Origin of the sequence: Clostridium sp. 1001270J_160509_D11 (genome assembly GCF_015667935.1) — a bacterium.
In the GTDB taxonomy this organism is placed as follows: domain Bacteria; phylum Bacillota; class Clostridia; order Peptostreptococcales; family Peptostreptococcaceae; genus Intestinibacter.
Window position 1 is genome coordinate 21,253 of sequence record NZ_JADPET010000008.1, and the last position, 17,448, is coordinate 38,700.

28 protein-coding genes and 1 pseudogene are annotated in these 17,448 nt (G+C 30.5%); 4 read left to right on the plus strand and 25 right to left on the minus strand.

What is annotated here, in order from left to right:
- Positions 1-2: 2 nt before the first annotated feature.
- The 25 genes from I4U58_RS01860 to I4U58_RS01980 all read right to left on the minus strand — a co-directional run bounded on the left by I4U58_RS01860 (position 3) and on the right by I4U58_RS01980 (position 13,879).
- Complete coding sequence (locus tag I4U58_RS01860; protein WP_195929344.1) at positions 3-1,154, minus strand: phage portal protein; 1,152 nt, start codon at positions 1,152-1,154, stop codon at positions 3-5.
- 11 nt (positions 1,155-1,165) lie between these two features.
- On the minus strand, positions 1,166-2,848 hold the full coding sequence (locus I4U58_RS01865; RefSeq protein WP_195929345.1) for a terminase TerL endonuclease subunit: 1,683 nt from the start codon (positions 2,846-2,848) through the stop codon (positions 1,166-1,168).
- Complete coding sequence (locus tag I4U58_RS01870) at positions 2,845-3,213, minus strand: hypothetical protein (protein ID WP_195929346.1); 369 nt, start codon at positions 3,211-3,213, stop codon at positions 2,845-2,847. Before I4U58_RS01870 ends, I4U58_RS01865 begins: the two co-directional genes overlap by 4 nt.
- 118 nt (positions 3,214-3,331) lie before the next feature.
- Entirely contained in the window at positions 3,332-3,634 is a 303-nt protein-coding gene (locus I4U58_RS01875; protein WP_195929347.1) for an HNH endonuclease, read from the minus strand.
- A 17-nt stretch (positions 3,635-3,651) separates the two neighbouring features.
- The gene (locus I4U58_RS01880; protein WP_195929348.1) at positions 3,652-3,903 is read right to left on the minus strand and encodes a hypothetical protein; all 252 of its coding nucleotides are present in this window, start codon (positions 3,901-3,903) and stop codon (positions 3,652-3,654) included.
- 562 nt (positions 3,904-4,465) lie between these two features.
- The gene (locus I4U58_RS13925) at positions 4,466-5,236 is read right to left on the minus strand and encodes an NUMOD4 motif-containing HNH endonuclease (RefSeq protein WP_207743799.1); all 771 of its coding nucleotides are present in this window, start codon (positions 5,234-5,236) and stop codon (positions 4,466-4,468) included.
- A 143-nt stretch (positions 5,237-5,379) separates the two neighbouring features.
- Positions 5,380-6,069, minus strand: a complete 690-nt coding sequence (locus I4U58_RS01890) for an FAD-dependent thymidylate synthase (protein ID WP_195929349.1) — start codon at positions 6,067-6,069, stop codon at positions 5,380-5,382.
- 12 nt (positions 6,070-6,081) lie between these two features.
- Positions 6,082-6,477 (minus strand): hypothetical protein, encoded by a 396-nt coding sequence (locus I4U58_RS01895; protein ID WP_195929350.1) that lies wholly within the window; start codon positions 6,475-6,477, stop codon positions 6,082-6,084.
- A gap of 23 nt (positions 6,478-6,500) precedes the next feature.
- Positions 6,501-6,647, minus strand: a complete 147-nt coding sequence (locus tag I4U58_RS01900) for a hypothetical protein (RefSeq protein WP_195929351.1) — start codon at positions 6,645-6,647, stop codon at positions 6,501-6,503.
- A complete protein-coding gene (locus I4U58_RS01905; RefSeq protein ID WP_195929352.1) occupies positions 6,647-6,784 on the minus strand; it encodes a hypothetical protein in 138 nt (45 codons plus the stop codon). The genes I4U58_RS01900 and I4U58_RS01905 overlap by 1 nt, the downstream gene beginning before the upstream one ends.
- 4 nt (positions 6,785-6,788) lie before the next feature.
- The gene (locus tag I4U58_RS01910) at positions 6,789-7,040 is read right to left on the minus strand and encodes a hypothetical protein (protein WP_195929353.1); all 252 of its coding nucleotides are present in this window, start codon (positions 7,038-7,040) and stop codon (positions 6,789-6,791) included.
- A gap of 8 nt (positions 7,041-7,048) precedes the next feature.
- Entirely contained in the window at positions 7,049-7,603 is a 555-nt protein-coding gene (locus I4U58_RS01915; RefSeq protein ID WP_195929354.1) for a sigma-70 family RNA polymerase sigma factor, read from the minus strand.
- Positions 7,604-7,628: 25 nt separating this feature from the next.
- On the minus strand, positions 7,629-8,081 hold the full coding sequence (locus tag I4U58_RS01920) for a VRR-NUC domain-containing protein (protein WP_195929355.1): 453 nt from the start codon (positions 8,079-8,081) through the stop codon (positions 7,629-7,631).
- A 92-nt stretch (positions 8,082-8,173) separates the two neighbouring features.
- Positions 8,174-8,485, minus strand: a complete 312-nt coding sequence (locus I4U58_RS01925; RefSeq protein WP_195929356.1) for a hypothetical protein — start codon at positions 8,483-8,485, stop codon at positions 8,174-8,176.
- A gap of 2 nt (positions 8,486-8,487) precedes the next feature.
- A complete protein-coding gene (locus tag I4U58_RS01930; protein ID WP_195929357.1) occupies positions 8,488-9,030 on the minus strand; it encodes a hypothetical protein in 543 nt (180 codons plus the stop codon).
- A gap of 25 nt (positions 9,031-9,055) precedes the next feature.
- Entirely contained in the window at positions 9,056-9,811 is a 756-nt protein-coding gene (locus I4U58_RS01935) for an ATP-binding protein (RefSeq protein WP_195929358.1), read from the minus strand.
- A 1-nt stretch (position 9,812) separates the two neighbouring features.
- Entirely contained in the window at positions 9,813-10,739 is a 927-nt protein-coding gene (locus I4U58_RS14030; protein ID WP_195929359.1) for a phage replisome organizer N-terminal domain-containing protein, read from the minus strand.
- Between the two features lie 42 nt (positions 10,740-10,781).
- Positions 10,782-11,411, minus strand: coding sequence for an ERF family protein (locus I4U58_RS01945; protein ID WP_195929360.1), 630 nt, complete (start codon positions 11,409-11,411; stop codon positions 10,782-10,784).
- Between the two features lie 94 nt (positions 11,412-11,505).
- Entirely contained in the window at positions 11,506-11,715 is a 210-nt protein-coding gene (locus tag I4U58_RS01950) for a hypothetical protein (RefSeq protein WP_195929361.1), read from the minus strand.
- Positions 11,716-11,816: 101 nt separating this feature from the next.
- On the minus strand, positions 11,817-12,017 hold the full coding sequence (locus I4U58_RS01955; RefSeq protein ID WP_195929362.1) for a hypothetical protein: 201 nt from the start codon (positions 12,015-12,017) through the stop codon (positions 11,817-11,819).
- Positions 12,018-12,290, minus strand: a complete 273-nt coding sequence (locus tag I4U58_RS01960) for a hypothetical protein (RefSeq protein ID WP_195929363.1) — start codon at positions 12,288-12,290, stop codon at positions 12,018-12,020.
- Positions 12,291-12,304: 14 nt separating this feature from the next.
- The gene (locus I4U58_RS01965; protein WP_195929364.1) at positions 12,305-12,487 is read right to left on the minus strand and encodes a hypothetical protein; all 183 of its coding nucleotides are present in this window, start codon (positions 12,485-12,487) and stop codon (positions 12,305-12,307) included.
- Positions 12,488-12,618: 131 nt separating this feature from the next.
- Positions 12,619-12,822: a hypothetical protein gene (locus tag I4U58_RS01970; RefSeq protein WP_195929365.1), complete on the minus strand. Its 204-nt coding sequence runs from the start codon at positions 12,820-12,822 to the stop codon at positions 12,619-12,621.
- 19 nt (positions 12,823-12,841) lie between these two features.
- Positions 12,842-13,612: a Rha family transcriptional regulator gene (locus tag I4U58_RS01975; protein ID WP_195929366.1), complete on the minus strand. Its 771-nt coding sequence runs from the start codon at positions 13,610-13,612 to the stop codon at positions 12,842-12,844.
- 24 nt (positions 13,613-13,636) lie between these two features.
- Entirely contained in the window at positions 13,637-13,879 is a 243-nt protein-coding gene (locus I4U58_RS01980; RefSeq protein ID WP_195929367.1) for a helix-turn-helix domain-containing protein, read from the minus strand.
- Positions 13,880-14,098: 219 nt separating this feature from the next.
- On the opposite strand from I4U58_RS01980, the gene I4U58_RS01985 reads away from it, so the two are divergent.
- From I4U58_RS01985 to I4U58_RS02000, 4 genes and pseudogenes are all read left to right on the plus strand, one after another.
- The gene (locus tag I4U58_RS01985; RefSeq protein WP_195929368.1) at positions 14,099-14,428 is read left to right on the plus strand and encodes a helix-turn-helix transcriptional regulator; all 330 of its coding nucleotides are present in this window, start codon (positions 14,099-14,101) and stop codon (positions 14,426-14,428) included.
- 524 nt (positions 14,429-14,952) lie between these two features.
- Entirely contained in the window at positions 14,953-15,381 is a 429-nt protein-coding gene (locus I4U58_RS01990; RefSeq protein WP_195929369.1) for a hypothetical protein, read from the plus strand.
- A 65-nt stretch (positions 15,382-15,446) separates the two neighbouring features.
- Positions 15,447-16,973: a recombinase family protein gene (locus tag I4U58_RS01995; RefSeq protein ID WP_195929370.1), complete on the plus strand. Its 1,527-nt coding sequence runs from the start codon at positions 15,447-15,449 to the stop codon at positions 16,971-16,973.
- Positions 16,974-17,001: 28 nt separating this feature from the next.
- A pseudogene (locus I4U58_RS02000) lies at positions 17,002-17,382 on the plus strand (manganese catalase family protein); the annotation flags it as partial.
- Between the last annotated feature and the right edge of the window lie 66 nt (positions 17,383-17,448).

Sequence of the window (17,448 nt, forward strand, 5' to 3'; positions counted from 1 at the left end):
TATTATTCACCTCCTCCTACAGTAACTGTATCAAGTCTTCTAAGAGGTTTATCTCCACCTTCTACTGGAGGTAAATTAAGTACCTCTCTCCATTCATTTGGTGTCATAGCACCTCTATCCACCATTGCCTGCAACCCTAATTTAGTACTCATAGATGCATACTGGAGATGATTAGCAGCAAATATAATTTTATTACCAAAACCTCTTTGCTTTCTTGTAAATAATTTTCTTGTAAATTCATTTGATAATTGTATTGCTATAGGTTCTATTTCACTTTCATAGTAAGCATTCCATTCATCTTCATTAAATTTACTTTGTATTATTTTCTCATTTGTATTAAAGAAATTATAAATTCTTGTTGTGGTTCTATCTGATTGACTTGCATTAGGAACATAATCTTTTGGATCTATTTGTATAGCTTCGCATTTACTATCTACACCTGCAGCTCCTGTTCCATTTTCTACACTTAAAAACTGCTGAACAAATTCATCTGTATTTTTCTTTATATCTTCTGGTCTAAGTGAGCCTGTAAATTTTAATAACCATCTGATGATGCCACCATTTTTTATTGCATTTACTATCCCTTGGTCTGTAGTTGTTACAATATTCATTAATGGAATTAATACGTTACTAGAATTTTCTCCAAATATATCATTTTCAGAATAATCCTGACGTATATGAATAATATCTGTGTATGGATAGGTAACAACTTTCCCATTTTTATTATAAAATCTGAGATATAAATTAGCTTCACCATCATATATAGCATCTACACTGGCATAATCTATGCAATATAATTCTATCGGATATCCTTCACTATCTCTTACTATAAGTGCAAATGCATTATTATTAAGTTTAAACTGAGTAATATATTTCTCTAAAAACACTTGTCCACTCATATATGGATTAGGTTCTTCCAATAAAAAACGCATATATGGTTCTGGATTAACTGAAAATCCTTCTTTGTTATTATTTCTTATATGTTGTGGTATTAATTTACCAACTGCTCTTACTGTAGGCCTTATACATGCCCTTATTACATCAGACTTATAGAGATTACCATTCCAACTATAAAATCCATTTCCCTTATCGGAAATCAATTCAAATCTTGTTTTTGAAGGGTTTTTATTTCTAAATCTATCGAATATACTCATTTTCTCACCCCCTATATAACACTTTCATAAGCTTCTTTTACTCTTTCATATTGTACATATGCATCTAACAGTGATGCCAGTCCATCTATTCTCTTTCTTTGATTAGATGTTTTTATTGGTTGTATATTGTCATTTTTATCAATATCAATGGCTGTATTTGATAAACACCATTTCAGAATCGGATTATTGTTATAATTTATAATTTTTTTATCTAAATCAGCGCCTAATGCTTTCATTGGCCCTGAAAGTGTCTTTTTACCCTGTATTACTGGTTGCCATGTATCTTTTCCAAAGGTTTCCTTCATTTCTTCTACCCAATAAGTAGCGCTCCATCCGTCATAACCTCCACTATAAATATATATGTCTAGTTCATTTTGTACTTCTAAAAACCACTCTGTTACATATTTATAATGAACTCTATTTCCTGGAGTTGTTCTAAGAAGTCCCTGGTCTCTCCATATATCATACGGTATTTTATCTTCTCGTACCCTCTGTTCTAATAAATCTTCTGGTAAAAAATACATTTGCATAACATATAAATGTATATCCTGCGGTACTTTAAATAATAGAGTTGCACAAGTTAAGTCTGTTGTCGCCGATAAATCTGCTCCACCTATTCCATATCTAGGTTTTAACTCTTTTATATCAAACGCATCTTTATTATTAAGTTGTTCAAATGTTAACCAAGCTTCTGAACTTGTTTCCCTTATATTAAATTCTTTACAAAGTAAATTTTTAACTAGTAAAGGATTTTTCTTAGCTTTTTCAACTTTTTCAGCTAAGGTTCTTTTATTTTTTATAGTACCAAGTCCTGGGTTGGCCTTTTGCCACATATTTGGATCAACCCATTCTTTTCGATTATCTAACTCATATATAAAAAATATAGAACGTTCATCTTTATAACCGTCCTCTTGCTCATATCCATTTATAAGCATTTCTGATTCATCATACTTTTGGTCATATATATCTTCTCTTATTGTTCCAGCTGTTGTTGTAACAAATATAAGAGGTTGTTCTCTTGCTGTTATACCATCTGCTATTATGTCATATAAGGCTTTACCATTTTTCCATTGATGTATTTCATCCATTAAAGCTCCATGTACGTTAAGCCCATCTAAGCTGTCAGAATCACTTGCTAACGGTTTGAAAGTTCCGTCATTAAAATCTGATTCTATTTCTCCTACTTTAGTTTTTAAACGTTTAGAAAGTGCTGGAGATTTCTTAACCATTCTTTTAGATTCAGTCCATATAATTTTAGCTTGATCTCTTTTTGTAGCAACTGAATAAATTTCTGGACCAGGCTCTCCATCAGCAGATTGTAAATACAACCCAACACATGAAGATAATAAAGATTTACCGTTTTTTTTACCGATTATTAATTCGGCAAATTGATATTTTCTAACCCCTTCTATATTTACAAATCCAAATATAGTAGCTAACATAGCTTTTTCCCATAATTCTAAAATTACAGGTTTACCACCCATCTTGCCTTTAGAATGTCTACAATAATTTTCTATAAATTCTATTATGTGATTTCCTCTTTTATTAGAATAAAAAAACTCTTTAGGATTTTCCATATCATTTATTACCTTTTGATATGTCCTATAGAGCTTATCACATACTATAACTTCTTTATTTTTTATTTGTTCCCAATACTCTTTTATTGGATTGTAATCATCTGGGTATTTTATCATACATCCTCACGCCCATATATAAAACTGTCAAACCCGTCATCAACTTCTTTTACAACTTCTTTAGGAAGTAATGCAAGTAATTTATCATTAACAGTTGTATAACGTTGTATCATTGTGTTATATGTTTTAACATAAGGACTTTCTCTTAAAATAGTATACTCGCCTTGACACATTTCATCTATAACACCATTTTCATTTATACAGCCCCTTAATTCATCCAAGGTTATTCTCATAAATGCTGCCTCTTTAATTAAGCCTTCTACTGTTTTCTTCTTTTTCTCGTCAACCTCTTTCAAAATCTTATTAAGTCTGTTTACTTCTTTTTTTATTTTTTCATCTTTTGTTAATTCTTTTTTACTTGCCATAAATCTCACTTCCTTTCTTTAGGGGAGGGGGTTACGCAAAAATGACTTGTGTTTTTTTTGAAGGCCCACCCGACGGTTCCCTGTAGATGATAATTATTATCATTTAGGGGGGGAGTTATTATTTTTCTTGTATTGGCTCCAATTCTCCAAATTCATTAAATCTAAATCCTTCTTCTATTGATGGTTTCTTTAAATGCTCTAAAGCATGACAATCATGGCATAATAATATTAAATTATCTTCACCATAAACTATATCCATATCATTTATATTGCTTGGTGTTAGCCATATCTTATGATGTACTTGTAAGTTTTTTACTCCTCCACACTTAGCACAACATCCATGATACTTTTCATATATATATTTTCTTAGCTTCTTCCACTTCTGACTTTTGTATATATGTTTAGCAAACTCTCTAGCCATTCTATCTCATTCCTTTCTTATAACTTATCTATTAATTTATTTCTATATCTATTATCATTAGTCAATCTAATCAGGCTTTCTATATCTCTTTCACTTAATTTATCGTCAATTTCTCTTTTTATTGCCATAATAACTAATATTTTAGCTTTATAAAAATTACTTACATGAGTATGCCCAATTTTAAAATCCTTGTTTGTGTTATGTATAATAAACCCATCACCAGCTCTATAAATCGAATACTCTTTTCTCTGAAATACTTTTCTACTCATTTAGATCAACTCTTTCTTTCACATAATAAAAAGAACCCCGAAGGGTCCTCTCTGTAATTGGGGTTGTATGAAATTTTGAAAAATCTATAAATTAATTTATGCAAGTGTTGGTGCATAATTAATACTCTATTTAAATACATTTTATGTTACGGTTAAATTTTTCTTTTGTCCCATCCATTTGAGCATATAAACATAGGCTTGATGAGTTCTTTTGTTGGGGCTTTAATAAAGCCCCATATATTTATGCTATAAGAAGGGACCAATGGGCAGACTATAAGAATCGAACTTATAATACTTAAAAGTATATCCAATGTCTGCATGTTGCCAGGAGTTTTACCTCCTGGCGGGCGATTACTAGAATAAAATGAACAAAATATAAAATCAGAAATCAATTTCTACTAAAAAAATACTAGTTGTAAAGGCAGTAGAAAGTTTACCAGGCTTTCTACTTAAAATAAATACAAATGTTAACGTATAAGAAAAATAACCTTTTTTAATTGTTTTTCTATACTATTATAGTAACACATATCGGTGTGACAAAAGGTGCCACGTTTATTAAAATTTAACTTTTTTTTCTAGCATTTTTATTTTTTGTATAAGTTTCTTTGAATCTGTTATAATGTTCTTCACTTCTTACTTTTCCATGTTCTTCTGGCGTAACCCACATTAGGTTATCAATATTATTATTAAGCTTATCTTCATCTATATGATGCACTTGTGGTTTATTTTCTGGATTTGGTATAAATGCTTCGGCTAAAATTCTATGTAACGGTTTTATTTTAGTTTGTTCGTTCAAAGTTAATGAAACATGTTTATATCCATCTAATTTGTTTATGCAACTTTTTATTTTTCCCCCATTTTCTTTATTTATAATATCTCCATAGTTGTTTATTTTATATTTTTCTTCATAACCTTTTACATCTTTCCAAATAACTGGCTCTTTTCTTAATTCCTTATACCCGTATTCTCTATATAGAGCATTTATATTAAATACCCATTGTTTCCCATATTTTTTACAATCTATACCCTCTATAAATTTTCCATTAGCTATATTTCTTCTTAAAGTGCTTTCATCTTTTTTAAATATCTTACTAGCTTCTTTAAGGCTTATTATATTTTCAAATATATTTGTTTCTAAATCCATTTCTTTTATTTGAAGTATAGTATTTTCATCTAATTCATGAGTTTTAATATATATTTCTTTAGCTAAATCTATTCTTTTTTTCTGTTTTCTATTTTTTATACCAAGTTCGTTAGCTTTCCCCCATAATTTTATCTGTGGCAATTCTGCCATCTTTCTTAATTCTGCTTCTATTTTCAAAATCTGTTTCATATTGTACCTCCTTATATTTATATAATATATTATACACTATATCGTGTATTTTGTAAGTATCCATTTTCTTAAGATTTCTTATTAATAAAAAATAGGCCAGTAACTTAATACTAGCCTATCCCTTTACGTAACTTTATTTAGTTTTATTTCTTATATCTTAAGCATTCTTTATTACCTTCTGGACAATACCCAAGTTTCTTACAATTAGGTACTAAGAAAGGTTTATATCTTGGCTCTACCTCTACGACTTGGTCAACCATTTGTTTTACAATATTTCTGATTGGTAATTCAGCCCTTCTACAAAGTCTAACATTTGCTAAATGCGCTAAACATTCTATATTCACCGCTATATTACAACTTGTGCTAATCCCTATTGGTAATATTGTTCTAGCTATCTCATTAGCCTTTTCTCCTGTAATGTTACCCTCTTGCAAGTAACTTTGTATATTATTATATTGTAAGTTTACTATGTTTTCTTGGTCTTTTATTGCTTTTATCATATATGGATTAATAGCTAATTCAGGTGCTGCATATATACTAACTTTGCCATCTTTGTTACAATATCTTAAACTTTGTACGTTTGTAACAAATCCTATATTATGTCGTACTGCTTGGTCAACTGCGCTTCTTGGTACATTTTCTAATTCAAACACAAAATGTAAATGTCTACTACCACTAAAATGACCACTTTTTAAACAATGCATTCCTACTGCTTCTGCTTTCTCTTTTGGAGTATTATAGCATATAGCTGCAAACTCACCATGTTTCTTTATAAAACTTTTAACTTCTTCTCCATTAACTAATCTTACTTTAAAATCATTTATTGTAAACATATTATCTCCCTCCTAAGCTATTTTCTTAAGTATATTTGAATGCAATCTATGTATTTGTCTCCAGCTGTAATTAAGTTCTACGCATATTTCTTCCCATTTCTTACATTGCAAATATCTAGATCTCAATATTAATCTTTCTGTACTATCTTCTAATCCGTCTATTGTATGTTCTATACTTTCCATTATATCTACTAATTTACTTTGCTTTTGTATCAATTCAATCTGACTATCTTCGATTTTTGTTATTAATGTCAATATATCTGTCCCTTCTCCTCCACCTACAGGCATATCTGTTATAACTTGGCTTTTTATACTTGTTTTCTTTTCTTCTAGGTATTCTATTCTTTCTTTTATTTGTTTTACTTCTAATTCTATACTCCCATATTGCATTAATTCTTCTTTAGTCATATTCAATCTCCTTAATAAATTATTTATACTTCCCATGTTTCTGGTACTGAGTTAACTGCTATACATTCTCCTAATACTTTGTATATAAAGCAATTACTTTCGCATTGTACTGAACTGCATCTTTTACATTCTTCTTTTAAAGTTTTAAGTGCTTGTTTTATTTCTTCCATTATTCTCCCTCCAGTTCTCTTTCTACTTCTTCTATTGCTTTTATTACAGAAGCTAGAGGACTTGTCCCCTTAGCTTCCATTATTTCTTTTGCTCTATTTACTATCTCATTCACCTTACTTAATATCGTTCTAATCACCCCCCTAGAAGAAACTAAGTTGCGTATATTCTATCGACTTAATTTCTTCTTGTTTAAATTTTTCTGCTGGATCTGAATATTTTACTTTGCCACATTCATAGCTACATTTATCCTTGCAATCTTTGCAACATTGTTGTTTGCATATATCGTTCAAATCCAGTTCTATACCGTTCTCTATCTGTTCAAATAACATTAACTCTTTTACTGCGTCCATGCGTTCACAGCCTAGAGTTGTTAGGTTTTCGCATTCTTCCATATTACCACCTATGCTGTTATCCCTAATTCAAATAATTTATCTCTTGCTTTATCTAATCTTTTCCTGATTGTATTTTCGTTTGCTCCAATCATTTTTGCTATTTCATTATTCTTATAACCTTCTGCTTTTTTCGTTACAATTGTTTTTATATCTTTTATCTTTGTTTTTTCAAGCATTTCTAATAGATGCTCTTGTTCCTCTAGAGAAGAATACTCATCTCTCGTATCCATTAACCAATCGTTATATTCTAGTTCTTCACATCTTGGTACTTTGTTGTCGATTGATGCCTTACACTCAGCATCAACCTTTCTCTTTTGACATTTTTGTTTTGTTATATACATAGATATTTCCCCATTTATGCATTTGTAGGCGAACGTTGAGAATGCAAACCCTTTACTTGCATCAAATTTATTTATCGCTTTTACCAGCCCTACAATTCCTTCTCCAATGTAATTTTCTCTATCTTCTTTTGTAATACTTTTGTTTCCGAATCTTTTGTTTATTATTGAGTGTACTAACGCTATATTATCTTCTGCTAATTTATTTTTTTCTTCTCTGTCCATTTCTTTTCCCCCTATTACATTTAATCTAAATCCCTAAGTATTTCTTGATAGTTTGTATTGCTTCTTCACAGCTATAACAAACCTTAACCTCATACCCTTGTTGCATCAAATCCCTAATCCATTTCTTTTGGTTGTCAGTACATTTATTGCGTCCTACCTTCATTTCAATGAATAGACCGTATTTTGGACTTCTAGGAATTGGTAAAAATAAATCTGGTACTCCAGCTTTTACTCCTTGTCTTTTTAAATTTGCAGCTTCCAGTTTATTTCTAGTTCCACCATTAGGACAATGATATAAAAGTTTTAACTCTGGATATCTTCCTTCTTGCCATTTTGCCCATTGTATTAGTGCTTTTTGTTCTTCTGCTTCTGTTGTTTTAGGTTTTTTAGGTTTATTTTTATCTGCTTTCTTAATCTCCTTGTAGGCTGTTAAATCGCTATATCCTTCTTTGTTTTTATTTGGCTGATATCTCTCCATTGTCTTCCCCCTCTATTTTCTTAATGGCGCTAACATAAGATATAATTTATGAATTAATTTTTCTTTGTCTGCTACTATTTTTGCTTCATCGTTTATCGCTGGTCCTCTTTTTTCCCTGCATGATATTCTTCTCTACAAGTATCACTACAAAATCTTTGTTTTGCTCTATTACTTGTATATTCTTTGCCACAATAATCGCATATTTTTTTATTAGCATTTTTTATGAAATTTATTTGCCATTCCTTTTTATATGGAATGTCTTGTCTTATAGCTGATGCTACAGCTCCAGCGTATATTTTCTTGCCATATACACGTGAAAGATACTTCGCTACTACATTTTGGCCTGTAAATTCTAATACTTCACCAGTTTTTATATTTTTTACTTCGATTATATTTTTTTCCATTACTATTCTCCCCTTCTCTTTACTTCTTTTGTTTCTAGTTCTTTTAAGTAGGCAGCTAGTTCCTCGGGACTTAATTTGTATTCTTTTATTTTGCTGCATTTTTTCTCGCTTTCATAATTACCTTTCAAGATTATCTCTCCAGCTTGTAAGAAAAATACACCACCGCTGTTACGTCTAGGGTCTATTTTTTGTACCTCTATCTTACTGGGTTTTTTAGATTCTCTTCTTAAACATCCGCAACTCTTAGTTGTCCCACTTTTTAGATTCCCTTCTATTACGACTGTTATATTTCCGCACTCACATTTGCATTTCCAGTATCTTCTGCTTTTTTCTACGTGATCTAGTTCTAATACAACTAATTTCCCATATATTTCACCTGTCAAATCTACAACTTTTGGTTCTCTAGTAAGGTTTATATTTTTTATGTATTTTCTTATAGTCCAATCACTTCTATTTAGCTCATTTGAGATAGCAAGTATTGAATAACCTTTGCTATGCAATTTTTTTATCTTTCTTATTTCAAGTTCAGAGATTCTTTTTGCCATCATTATCCCCCTTCTAGAGGCTTGTTTAAGCCCCTATAATATTTCTTAATCTGTAATTATTGCTACAATCCCTAGGAAACTCTATTACATTCCCTTGGCTCATTTCTATCAATCTGCTACCTATTGCTTCATCCCAATTCAATATTTCTTTTATACTTTTCTCAGTTGATATTATCATTGGCATTCCTTTTAGGTATCTAGTGTTTATTACCTTGTAAATATGCTTTAGGTCTGCTTGTGTCGGTTCACCCTTTAGGAAGTCATCTAAAAATAGGACTGGCGGATTGGTATATTTCTCTAGTTCTCTTATGTAATCTGTTTCGTCCATGCTTGTCTGTTTTAGGTCAGTTATCATTGTTAAGTATTCCTTATATACGCAACCCACATTGTTGTTAATTAGCTCTAACATTGCTGCTATTCCAAGATGTGTTTTCCCACTCCCCGGTTGCCCTGTTAATATAAGTCCTGAGCTTCTATTTTCTAAGAAATTCTCAATATATTGTTTAGCCTTGTATTTTGCCTCTATTTGCCATTTCTTGTCAGTTTTAAAGGAATTAATAGTCTTTTGTTTAAAAACCTCTGTAAGACCACTTCTATTCATTTTTTCGATGCTTTGCTTTTTACTAAGGCACTTACAAGGTATTGCTACCTCGTAACCGTCTTTGTCTATCTGGAATGTATAACCCTTATCTTCACATATAGGGCAGTCACAATGCGTTTCTTCTTCTACTTTGCAATTTTGTTTCATTCTGTCTAGCATTCTTATTAGATCTTGGTCCATATTAATTTGCACCCCATTCTTCTAATTTTCTTAGCATTTCTAATGCTTCTTCATCTAGCTCTTCATCATTAGATGTTTTAGGTCTGTCTAAAAAGTCAAATTTATGTGATTCATCTTGCTGTTTAGGTTTGTCTTGCTGTAGTTTGTATGCTTGTAATTGGTCGTATGTCGTTATATTTTTATTGGTCCAGTTGTTTATTATGCCTTTTAAATAACCTAGATTCGTTTTCCCTCTTTCAGTACATATTTCTAATGCACGTTTAAATAACTTGATATCTATCTCATTACTTATTCCTATAAGCCATTCTGATACTAATCCATTTATCATACCTATATTCTTTTCATATAAAGATGCAAACTCACCTACCGACTTACTGTTTTGTGTTTCATCTCTATCTCTAGGTCTATCTCTATCTCTATCTCTATCTCTATCTCTATCTCTATCTCTAATTATGGTGGAGATTTGACCGGACATTTGTCCATTTATTTCGGACACTTGTTGGGACATTTGTCCGACTGTTTGTCCTTTTTCTTCTAGTAACTGTTTCTTTTCTTCGTCAATTCTTCTTCTGTAATTTCTTTTTCTATCTGCTTCTGTAGAACTTTTCCCAATAAAGTCTTGAATATCTAACATGTAGATAGCTCCATTGTCTAATATTTCTACTAATCCTAATTGTTGAAATATATCAACTGCTTTCTCTACTACTGCTACTGGATGCCTAGTAATATTAGCAAGCATTGTTGGATTGTATGGTATTCTGTCGTTAAATATTAGCTTTCCTGTATTTTTTAGACTTCTAAGATAAAGTTTAAGGAGTATGTTTGAATATAAATAACCATCTGGCATACTTTCAAGCATTATCATTTCGTCCCTATCGAAAAAATTATCTACTAATTTTAGATAATAATATTTTTGATTGTCGCTCATTACCAAGCCTCCTTTTCTCTAGGAAGGGGATTTCTCCCCAACCTATGCTGTTTTTTCTGCTGCTTTTTCATATCCATTACAAACCATATCGTACTCTGGTTTGCTCAGGTCTTTTACTTCCTTATTGAATTTCTTCATAACTTGTTGTTTTACAAGGTCCTTATCTGCTCCAGCCTTACTAGCTATTGCATATAATCTGGCTAACTGCTTGTCCGATAATTTTCTAGAAGTATTATCTATTTGATTGTGTGATTTACTGCTATCCTCTTTACCATGCTTATTAGTTGCATCTGCATCTTTTACATCATCGATACAGAACATCCCATTTAATGCGTATTTTCTAGCATAACTTGAACAACTTCCAGTAACTTGTGCTAGATCCATACCTTTCTTATTTTCATCCTCTCTAGCTAAAGATTTATTTTCTAATACATCGCCTGTTTCTATGTCTATAAACTTGCAAGTTGCTTCTATGTAATATCTATCTCCTACTAATTTGATTTCATCTGTTAAAGTAACTGTTGCTTTTACTTGTTTTAACAGTGGTTTTAGACTTTCTAATATATCTTCACAGCTTCTATAACTGTAGCCCCCAAACTTGTTAAATTGGCTTTTAGGTGCTTTTAACTCTGTTTGTATATCTAATAACTTCTTGTATATACTGTCTGCCATCAAAATTCACCCTCCTTTTCTCTCTCAAGTTCTTCTATATTAAGTCGTAAAGCATATAATAAACTGCTTTCGTAACTATCATGGTTCACTTGTCCTATTTTTGATATGTTTTTATGTAGTGTCTTTTAAAATCTCCTATAGTCATTTCTTTTCTATTATTTAGAGCAAATTCCGCTCCTTCGATGAATCCTAATCTACCTTCTGGGTCACTAGTATTTCTGTATAGTCTAACTAGGAATAATCTTTGTTCTAATGTCTTTATATCAGATTGTTTAACTCCCTCTGCTTGTAAATTAAACTTCATATTTATCCCCTTTCGTGATATAATATAAGTACTTTATAATATGTATGGTTATGTTAGCTCCCTAGACTGGTACTCTAGAGAGCTTATTTTTTATTGAATTTTTATTGGTGTGTCATATCGTAAACTAAGTCTTGGTAATCTTGTTCCATTTTTGTAAATTCTTTTACATCTTCTAATGTCATTTCTTCTTGTTCTTCTGTTATTCTTCTAACTTGTAACATTGCTATGTATTCAAGAAAAGTCATATCTGGGTTTTCTTTTGCTGCTCTATCTAGGTATTCTGGTGTGCATATCATTGTCATTTATATCACCTCCTTGATTCCTTCGATATAGTTGTCTAGTAAGTCTGAAATGTCGTGTAGATTTGTTGCTACATTATAACCAGCACTTGTAAGCACTATATAATGTACTTTTTTGTTGTATTCTTCGATTGAAATTGTTAAAGCATAATAGCTTTCACCACTAACTTGTAAAGATAGGTCCATTCCTATTTTTGCAAATTCTAGATTATCGTTGATGTATTCTGCTTTAGCAAATAAACCTAAAGCTTTTACTCTAAACTCTTGATTTGTCATTTGTTATTCCCCCTTTATACAGCTTTCATATTTCTTCTTTTGCATTCCCCTAGTTGATAAAATATTTCTTCGTCTTTTCTGTCTTTAAATAACTTGTTGCATACGTTGTAGACTGCTTCTAAGTTCTCTCTAGAAGGTGTTAATGGACTTTTTACAGTTATCTTAACCCCTCCATTTTGATATATTTTTTCTTTCATATTGCACCCCCTAATAAAATATGTTGCCTAAAATTTGTCCTATTCGTGGATACTTCTCCACCAAGCCCCAAATACGAAGCCCAAGCTAAATATGATACTTACTATTATGTATTTTGCTAACATGATGCCTCCTATCTGCTATAATCAACTACTGTGTTATTGCCTTGTTTTCTCAACATTGCAAATTTATTTTGTAACTTGTGGTACATCTTTATTTCTGTTTGAAATGGTGTAAATATACTCCATTCTTCACAAAAACCTTTGCCTCTTAATACATCTGCTACTTCTTCAACCTCTTTTCTAAAGAAATGTTCTGTTTTTTTGTATACTGCCATAATGATTACCCCCTTTGTATTATAAAATTGTATCTTCTAATAACATTTGTCTGTTAACTGCGTCTATAACTTCCTTGTAAACAGTTGGTGGCTTATAGGCTTCTATAACTTTTAAAGCATCGTCTAACTGGCAACGTTTTATAGCTTTATAACTTAATACATCAAACTCTCTTTTTAACTGATTCTGTGCATCTATATACATCTTTGTTCTAATAGATTTATCTTTATAAGCCAGGGCATTTTTACCACCCATTTCTTTTATCACTTTACCTCTTAATGCTTTCTGCAAGGTTTCACACTCTATGCTAAATAATGGTGCATTATTTTTAAAATCTTTTAGATCTTCTGTAACTGTTTTTACATCTTGTTCTATTTGCTGCTGTTTTTTATCTATTGCAAATATCGCTTGTAATTCTTTACTCATCCCAGCATACGGATTTATGTTTTTTATTTTTTCTTCCATTTTGTTGAATGCTTCTATATATTTAAGTTTCCAATTATCAGCTTTTGCCCCTGTAAACCCCATTACTACAAAACTAAAACCATCTCTAGTCATAAGATATTCTTTTGATTGTCTATTAGATTTATCAGTATAAGTAGTTCCGATGAAATATTTAGGTGAAGCCAAAATTGGATTAACCTCTATTTTATTTTCGATAGTTCTTAAAACTTTTGAATGTTCTTTCTCAAAATTATTAGCAACTTCTCTACTACTAACTACTGGTTGTCCTTCGTATTCTTTCACTTCTATACTTGCTACTAAGTTATTCATTTCTTTTATGTAATCCATGTTATTTAATCCTCCCTTAATTAATTATAAATTACTGCATACTTTTCTTGATTGAGTATCCTTTATGTGGACTTCGTGGCTAAAAAAAAGTTCTTCTATGCTGACGTCAAATAAATCAGCCATCGTCTTAGCTTCGGTTAATGTTATTTTTCTCCTTCCTGTTTCTTTATTTGCGTAACTTGTTTTAGTTACTCCTAATACTTTTGCTAAATCTTCTTGAGTGTAACCATATACATTTCTGTATATTTTTAAATTCATCAAGTTCATTCTTGCACCTCCTTGATTTAATTTATACTTTCATTATATATACGTTTCGTGTACTTGTCAACAGCATTTTCAAAAAAAGTTTTCGCGTTGTTATATTTTCTTGAAATAACAATTATTCGTATAATCAAATATGTTATAATTACTTTATAATTTAGAGGGAATAGTATTCATAAAGTAGAATATTATATAAGAAGGAAATGACTGGAAGGAATGAAAAATATGAGTAAAACACAAGGAGATATATTGAGGGAATTGCGACTGGAAAAAGATATTACGCAAGAAGATTTAGGCAAAGCCCTAAATGTGAGTAAACAGACTGTCAATAACTGGGAAAACAATAGAAGAAAATGTGATTCAGATACTCTATTTAAACTAGCAAAATTCTTTGATGTTACAGTTGATTATTTGCTAGGTATTAATGAAAATAAAAAACCTATTGAAGATCTAACAGAAAAGCAAAAACAAGCGCTTAGACTGGCAGACCAGCTATCTGATGAAGAATTTGATAACATAATAAGGCTTGTAATAAGCATGAAAAGAGGGACTTAATTCTAAGCCCCTCTTTTTTACACAGTTTTATTTTCTACTTGTTTTTGCATTTTTTTTATTATATCTTCTAATATTTCATCGTCTACTAATAATATCTCTTCTTTGTTTTTTAGTGATACACTCTTTTCTTCCAAATAGATTCCCCCTTAATGCAAACAAATGTTCTATTTTATTCTTTATATATATTATACACCAAGTTATAAGTTATATATATTATTTTTTCGAAATATTTATAATGTTATTATACTACTAAACATTAAGTCAAAAAAGTGTTTCAGAATATTTTACATGTATATAGGGGAAAAATTAATTTTTTATCAAATTATGTTGGAAAGTAATGCTATAAATATGGCTTTCTGCTACAATTTAAGAAAAAATATTAAGGGGTGATATTATGAAAAAGAAAGCAATTATTGCGGTATTAGTTATAGTAGTTTTAGTAATAATTATAGCTGGTATGCCTGGTTTTAAAGCTGGATTTAATGCGGGATTTAATGCAAAATAAAAAAGGAGAGTGGGGAGTTATGAAGAAAATATTAAGTATAATGCTATGTATTATTATGTGTGCTGGGTTTGTGGGTTGCTCCAGCAGTAGTTCATCTAGTGATAAAGGAGGATATACTATTTTACATGGTGAGTATCTAGAATCAAATGAAACAGATGATAACGGATTAGTTATAAAAGTTAAAATCAAACCTTCTACTACTAACAAGTTAACTATCGACCAAAATGGTTATAATGTAGAAGATCTTATAAAAAATCAAGGTTGCGATAAGTATGATAAAATAGATTACTGGGCTGTTGCAGATATGGATAATGGTAAAGAAGAAAAAGTCGTATCATTTACATTAGATAATAAAACTATCCAAGGCATAAAAGATGGTAACATAGTTGCTAATGAGATAGTAAATACATATGCAAATGATGTATATATACACCAAAGTTTAAAATAATAAATAATATAGATAAACATCAGGGCAGTTTTACCAGCTGCTCTTTTTAATTAGGAGGAAATAAGATGTATGCAATGTATTTAAGGAAAAGCCGTGCTGATGATAAGGATATTCCATTAGAAAAGGTTCTAAAAAATCATTACAATATGCTAACGGAATTGGCTGACAAGTTAAAAATACAGATAGAAGAAGAAAATGTATTTCGAGAAATAGAAACTGGAGATAGTATTTCTATCCGTCCAAAGATGCAGGACCTACTAGAAAAAGTATCTGAGGGATTATATGAAGGTGTTTTTTGCACTGAATTATCAAGGTTATGTAGAGGTAGTAAGATAGACCAAGAAATTGTATCTAGTACCTTTACTGCTGCGGAATGTAAAATAATTACACCAAGTAAGACTTATGACCTTGCAAATAATGAGTTCGATGAAGAAATGGTCGACTTCGGACTGTTCATGTCTAGAAGGGAATATAAAACTATCACGAAACGTATGCAACGAGGTCGTGAACAATCCGTAAAACAAGGTAAATACATAGGCTCTATTCTTCCTTATGGCTATAACAAGGAGAAATTAGAGGGAGAAAATGGCTTTAAACTTACAATCAACGAAGAAGAAGCACATATAGTAAAATTAATATTTAAATGGTTTCTGGAAGATAATATTGGTGCTAGCATAATAGCGAAAAGGCTTAATCAAGGAGGCTATCCTACTAGAAGTGGTCGTGTATGGAGTTACAACTCAGTAAAAAATATATTAACAAGCAATGTAGTAGCTGGATATCTCAAACATGGAGAAAGAAAATATAAGAAATATATAGATGCAAAAGGTAATGTAAAAAAATCTAGACCAGTAAATAAAGATGTTGAATATTATAAAGGACTGCATGAAGCAATTATACCTTTGCACAAATTTGAAAAGGTACAAGATATATTAAATTCTAGAAAGCAACATAAATCTAACTTTGATTTGCCACTTAGTAATCCACTTGCTGGGCTAATAAGATGCTCTGAATGTAATAGAATCATGGTAAAAAGAAGATGTTCTCAAGGTGATTTCTTATATTGTTCTACTACTGGATGTAAAAATATAGGTTCTTATCTAAATAGAGTTGAAGAACATATTTTACAAGCATTATCAAATATGTTATCTGATTATGAATATTATGTAGATAATTATGAGCAAGAAACGATAAAAGAAAAAAGAAATGTAGACAATGATCTAAAAAGAATTGAAAAAGAAATTGAGAAACTAAATAAGCAATTTGAAAAATGCTGTACATTTTTAGAACAAGATGTATATACTATAGAAGTTTATAAAGATAGGACCAGTAAAATAAAAGATAAAATCAAAATACTAGAAGAAAATAAAAAAGTATTAGAAAAAGAATTTGGTAGCGATAAAGTTATAAAAATAAAAAAACTAATACCTAAATTAGAAAATGTATTAAAAAATTATAATATTCTTAGTATAGAAGGAAAAAACGAATTGTTAAAAAGCATTATAAAAGAAATAACTTATGCTAAAAAGAAAAAAAGTAAAAAAGGCAGCAATGAGGATTACTTTGAGTTAGAAATAACACTAAATATATAATTATTATGTATAGCATTGATGTGCATATGAACTAGCTCACGTTGAAATGATATCAACTATGATTTATCAATTAACAGATGGAGCTACACCAGAAGAATTAAAAGCTGCTGGCTTAGATGCTAACTATACTCAATTTGGACACGGAATTCAACCAACTGATGCAAATGGAGTTCCATTTACAACTGCTTATATAAATGTATTTGGAGACCCTGTTACTGATTTACATGAGGATATGGCTGCTGAACAAAAGGCATTGGCAACATATTATCAATTGATAAATTTAACAGATGACCCTGATTTAAAAGATGTTCTAAGCTTTTTAGGTCAAAGAGAAATCACTCATTATCAAAGATTCGGGGAAGCTTTGATGGATGTTTATGATTATACTGATTGTAAAAAATTTTTCTAGAAAATATTAATTATCTTAGCTTTTATTTGAGCTAACTTTAAAACACTAGATATAGTATAAGATCGG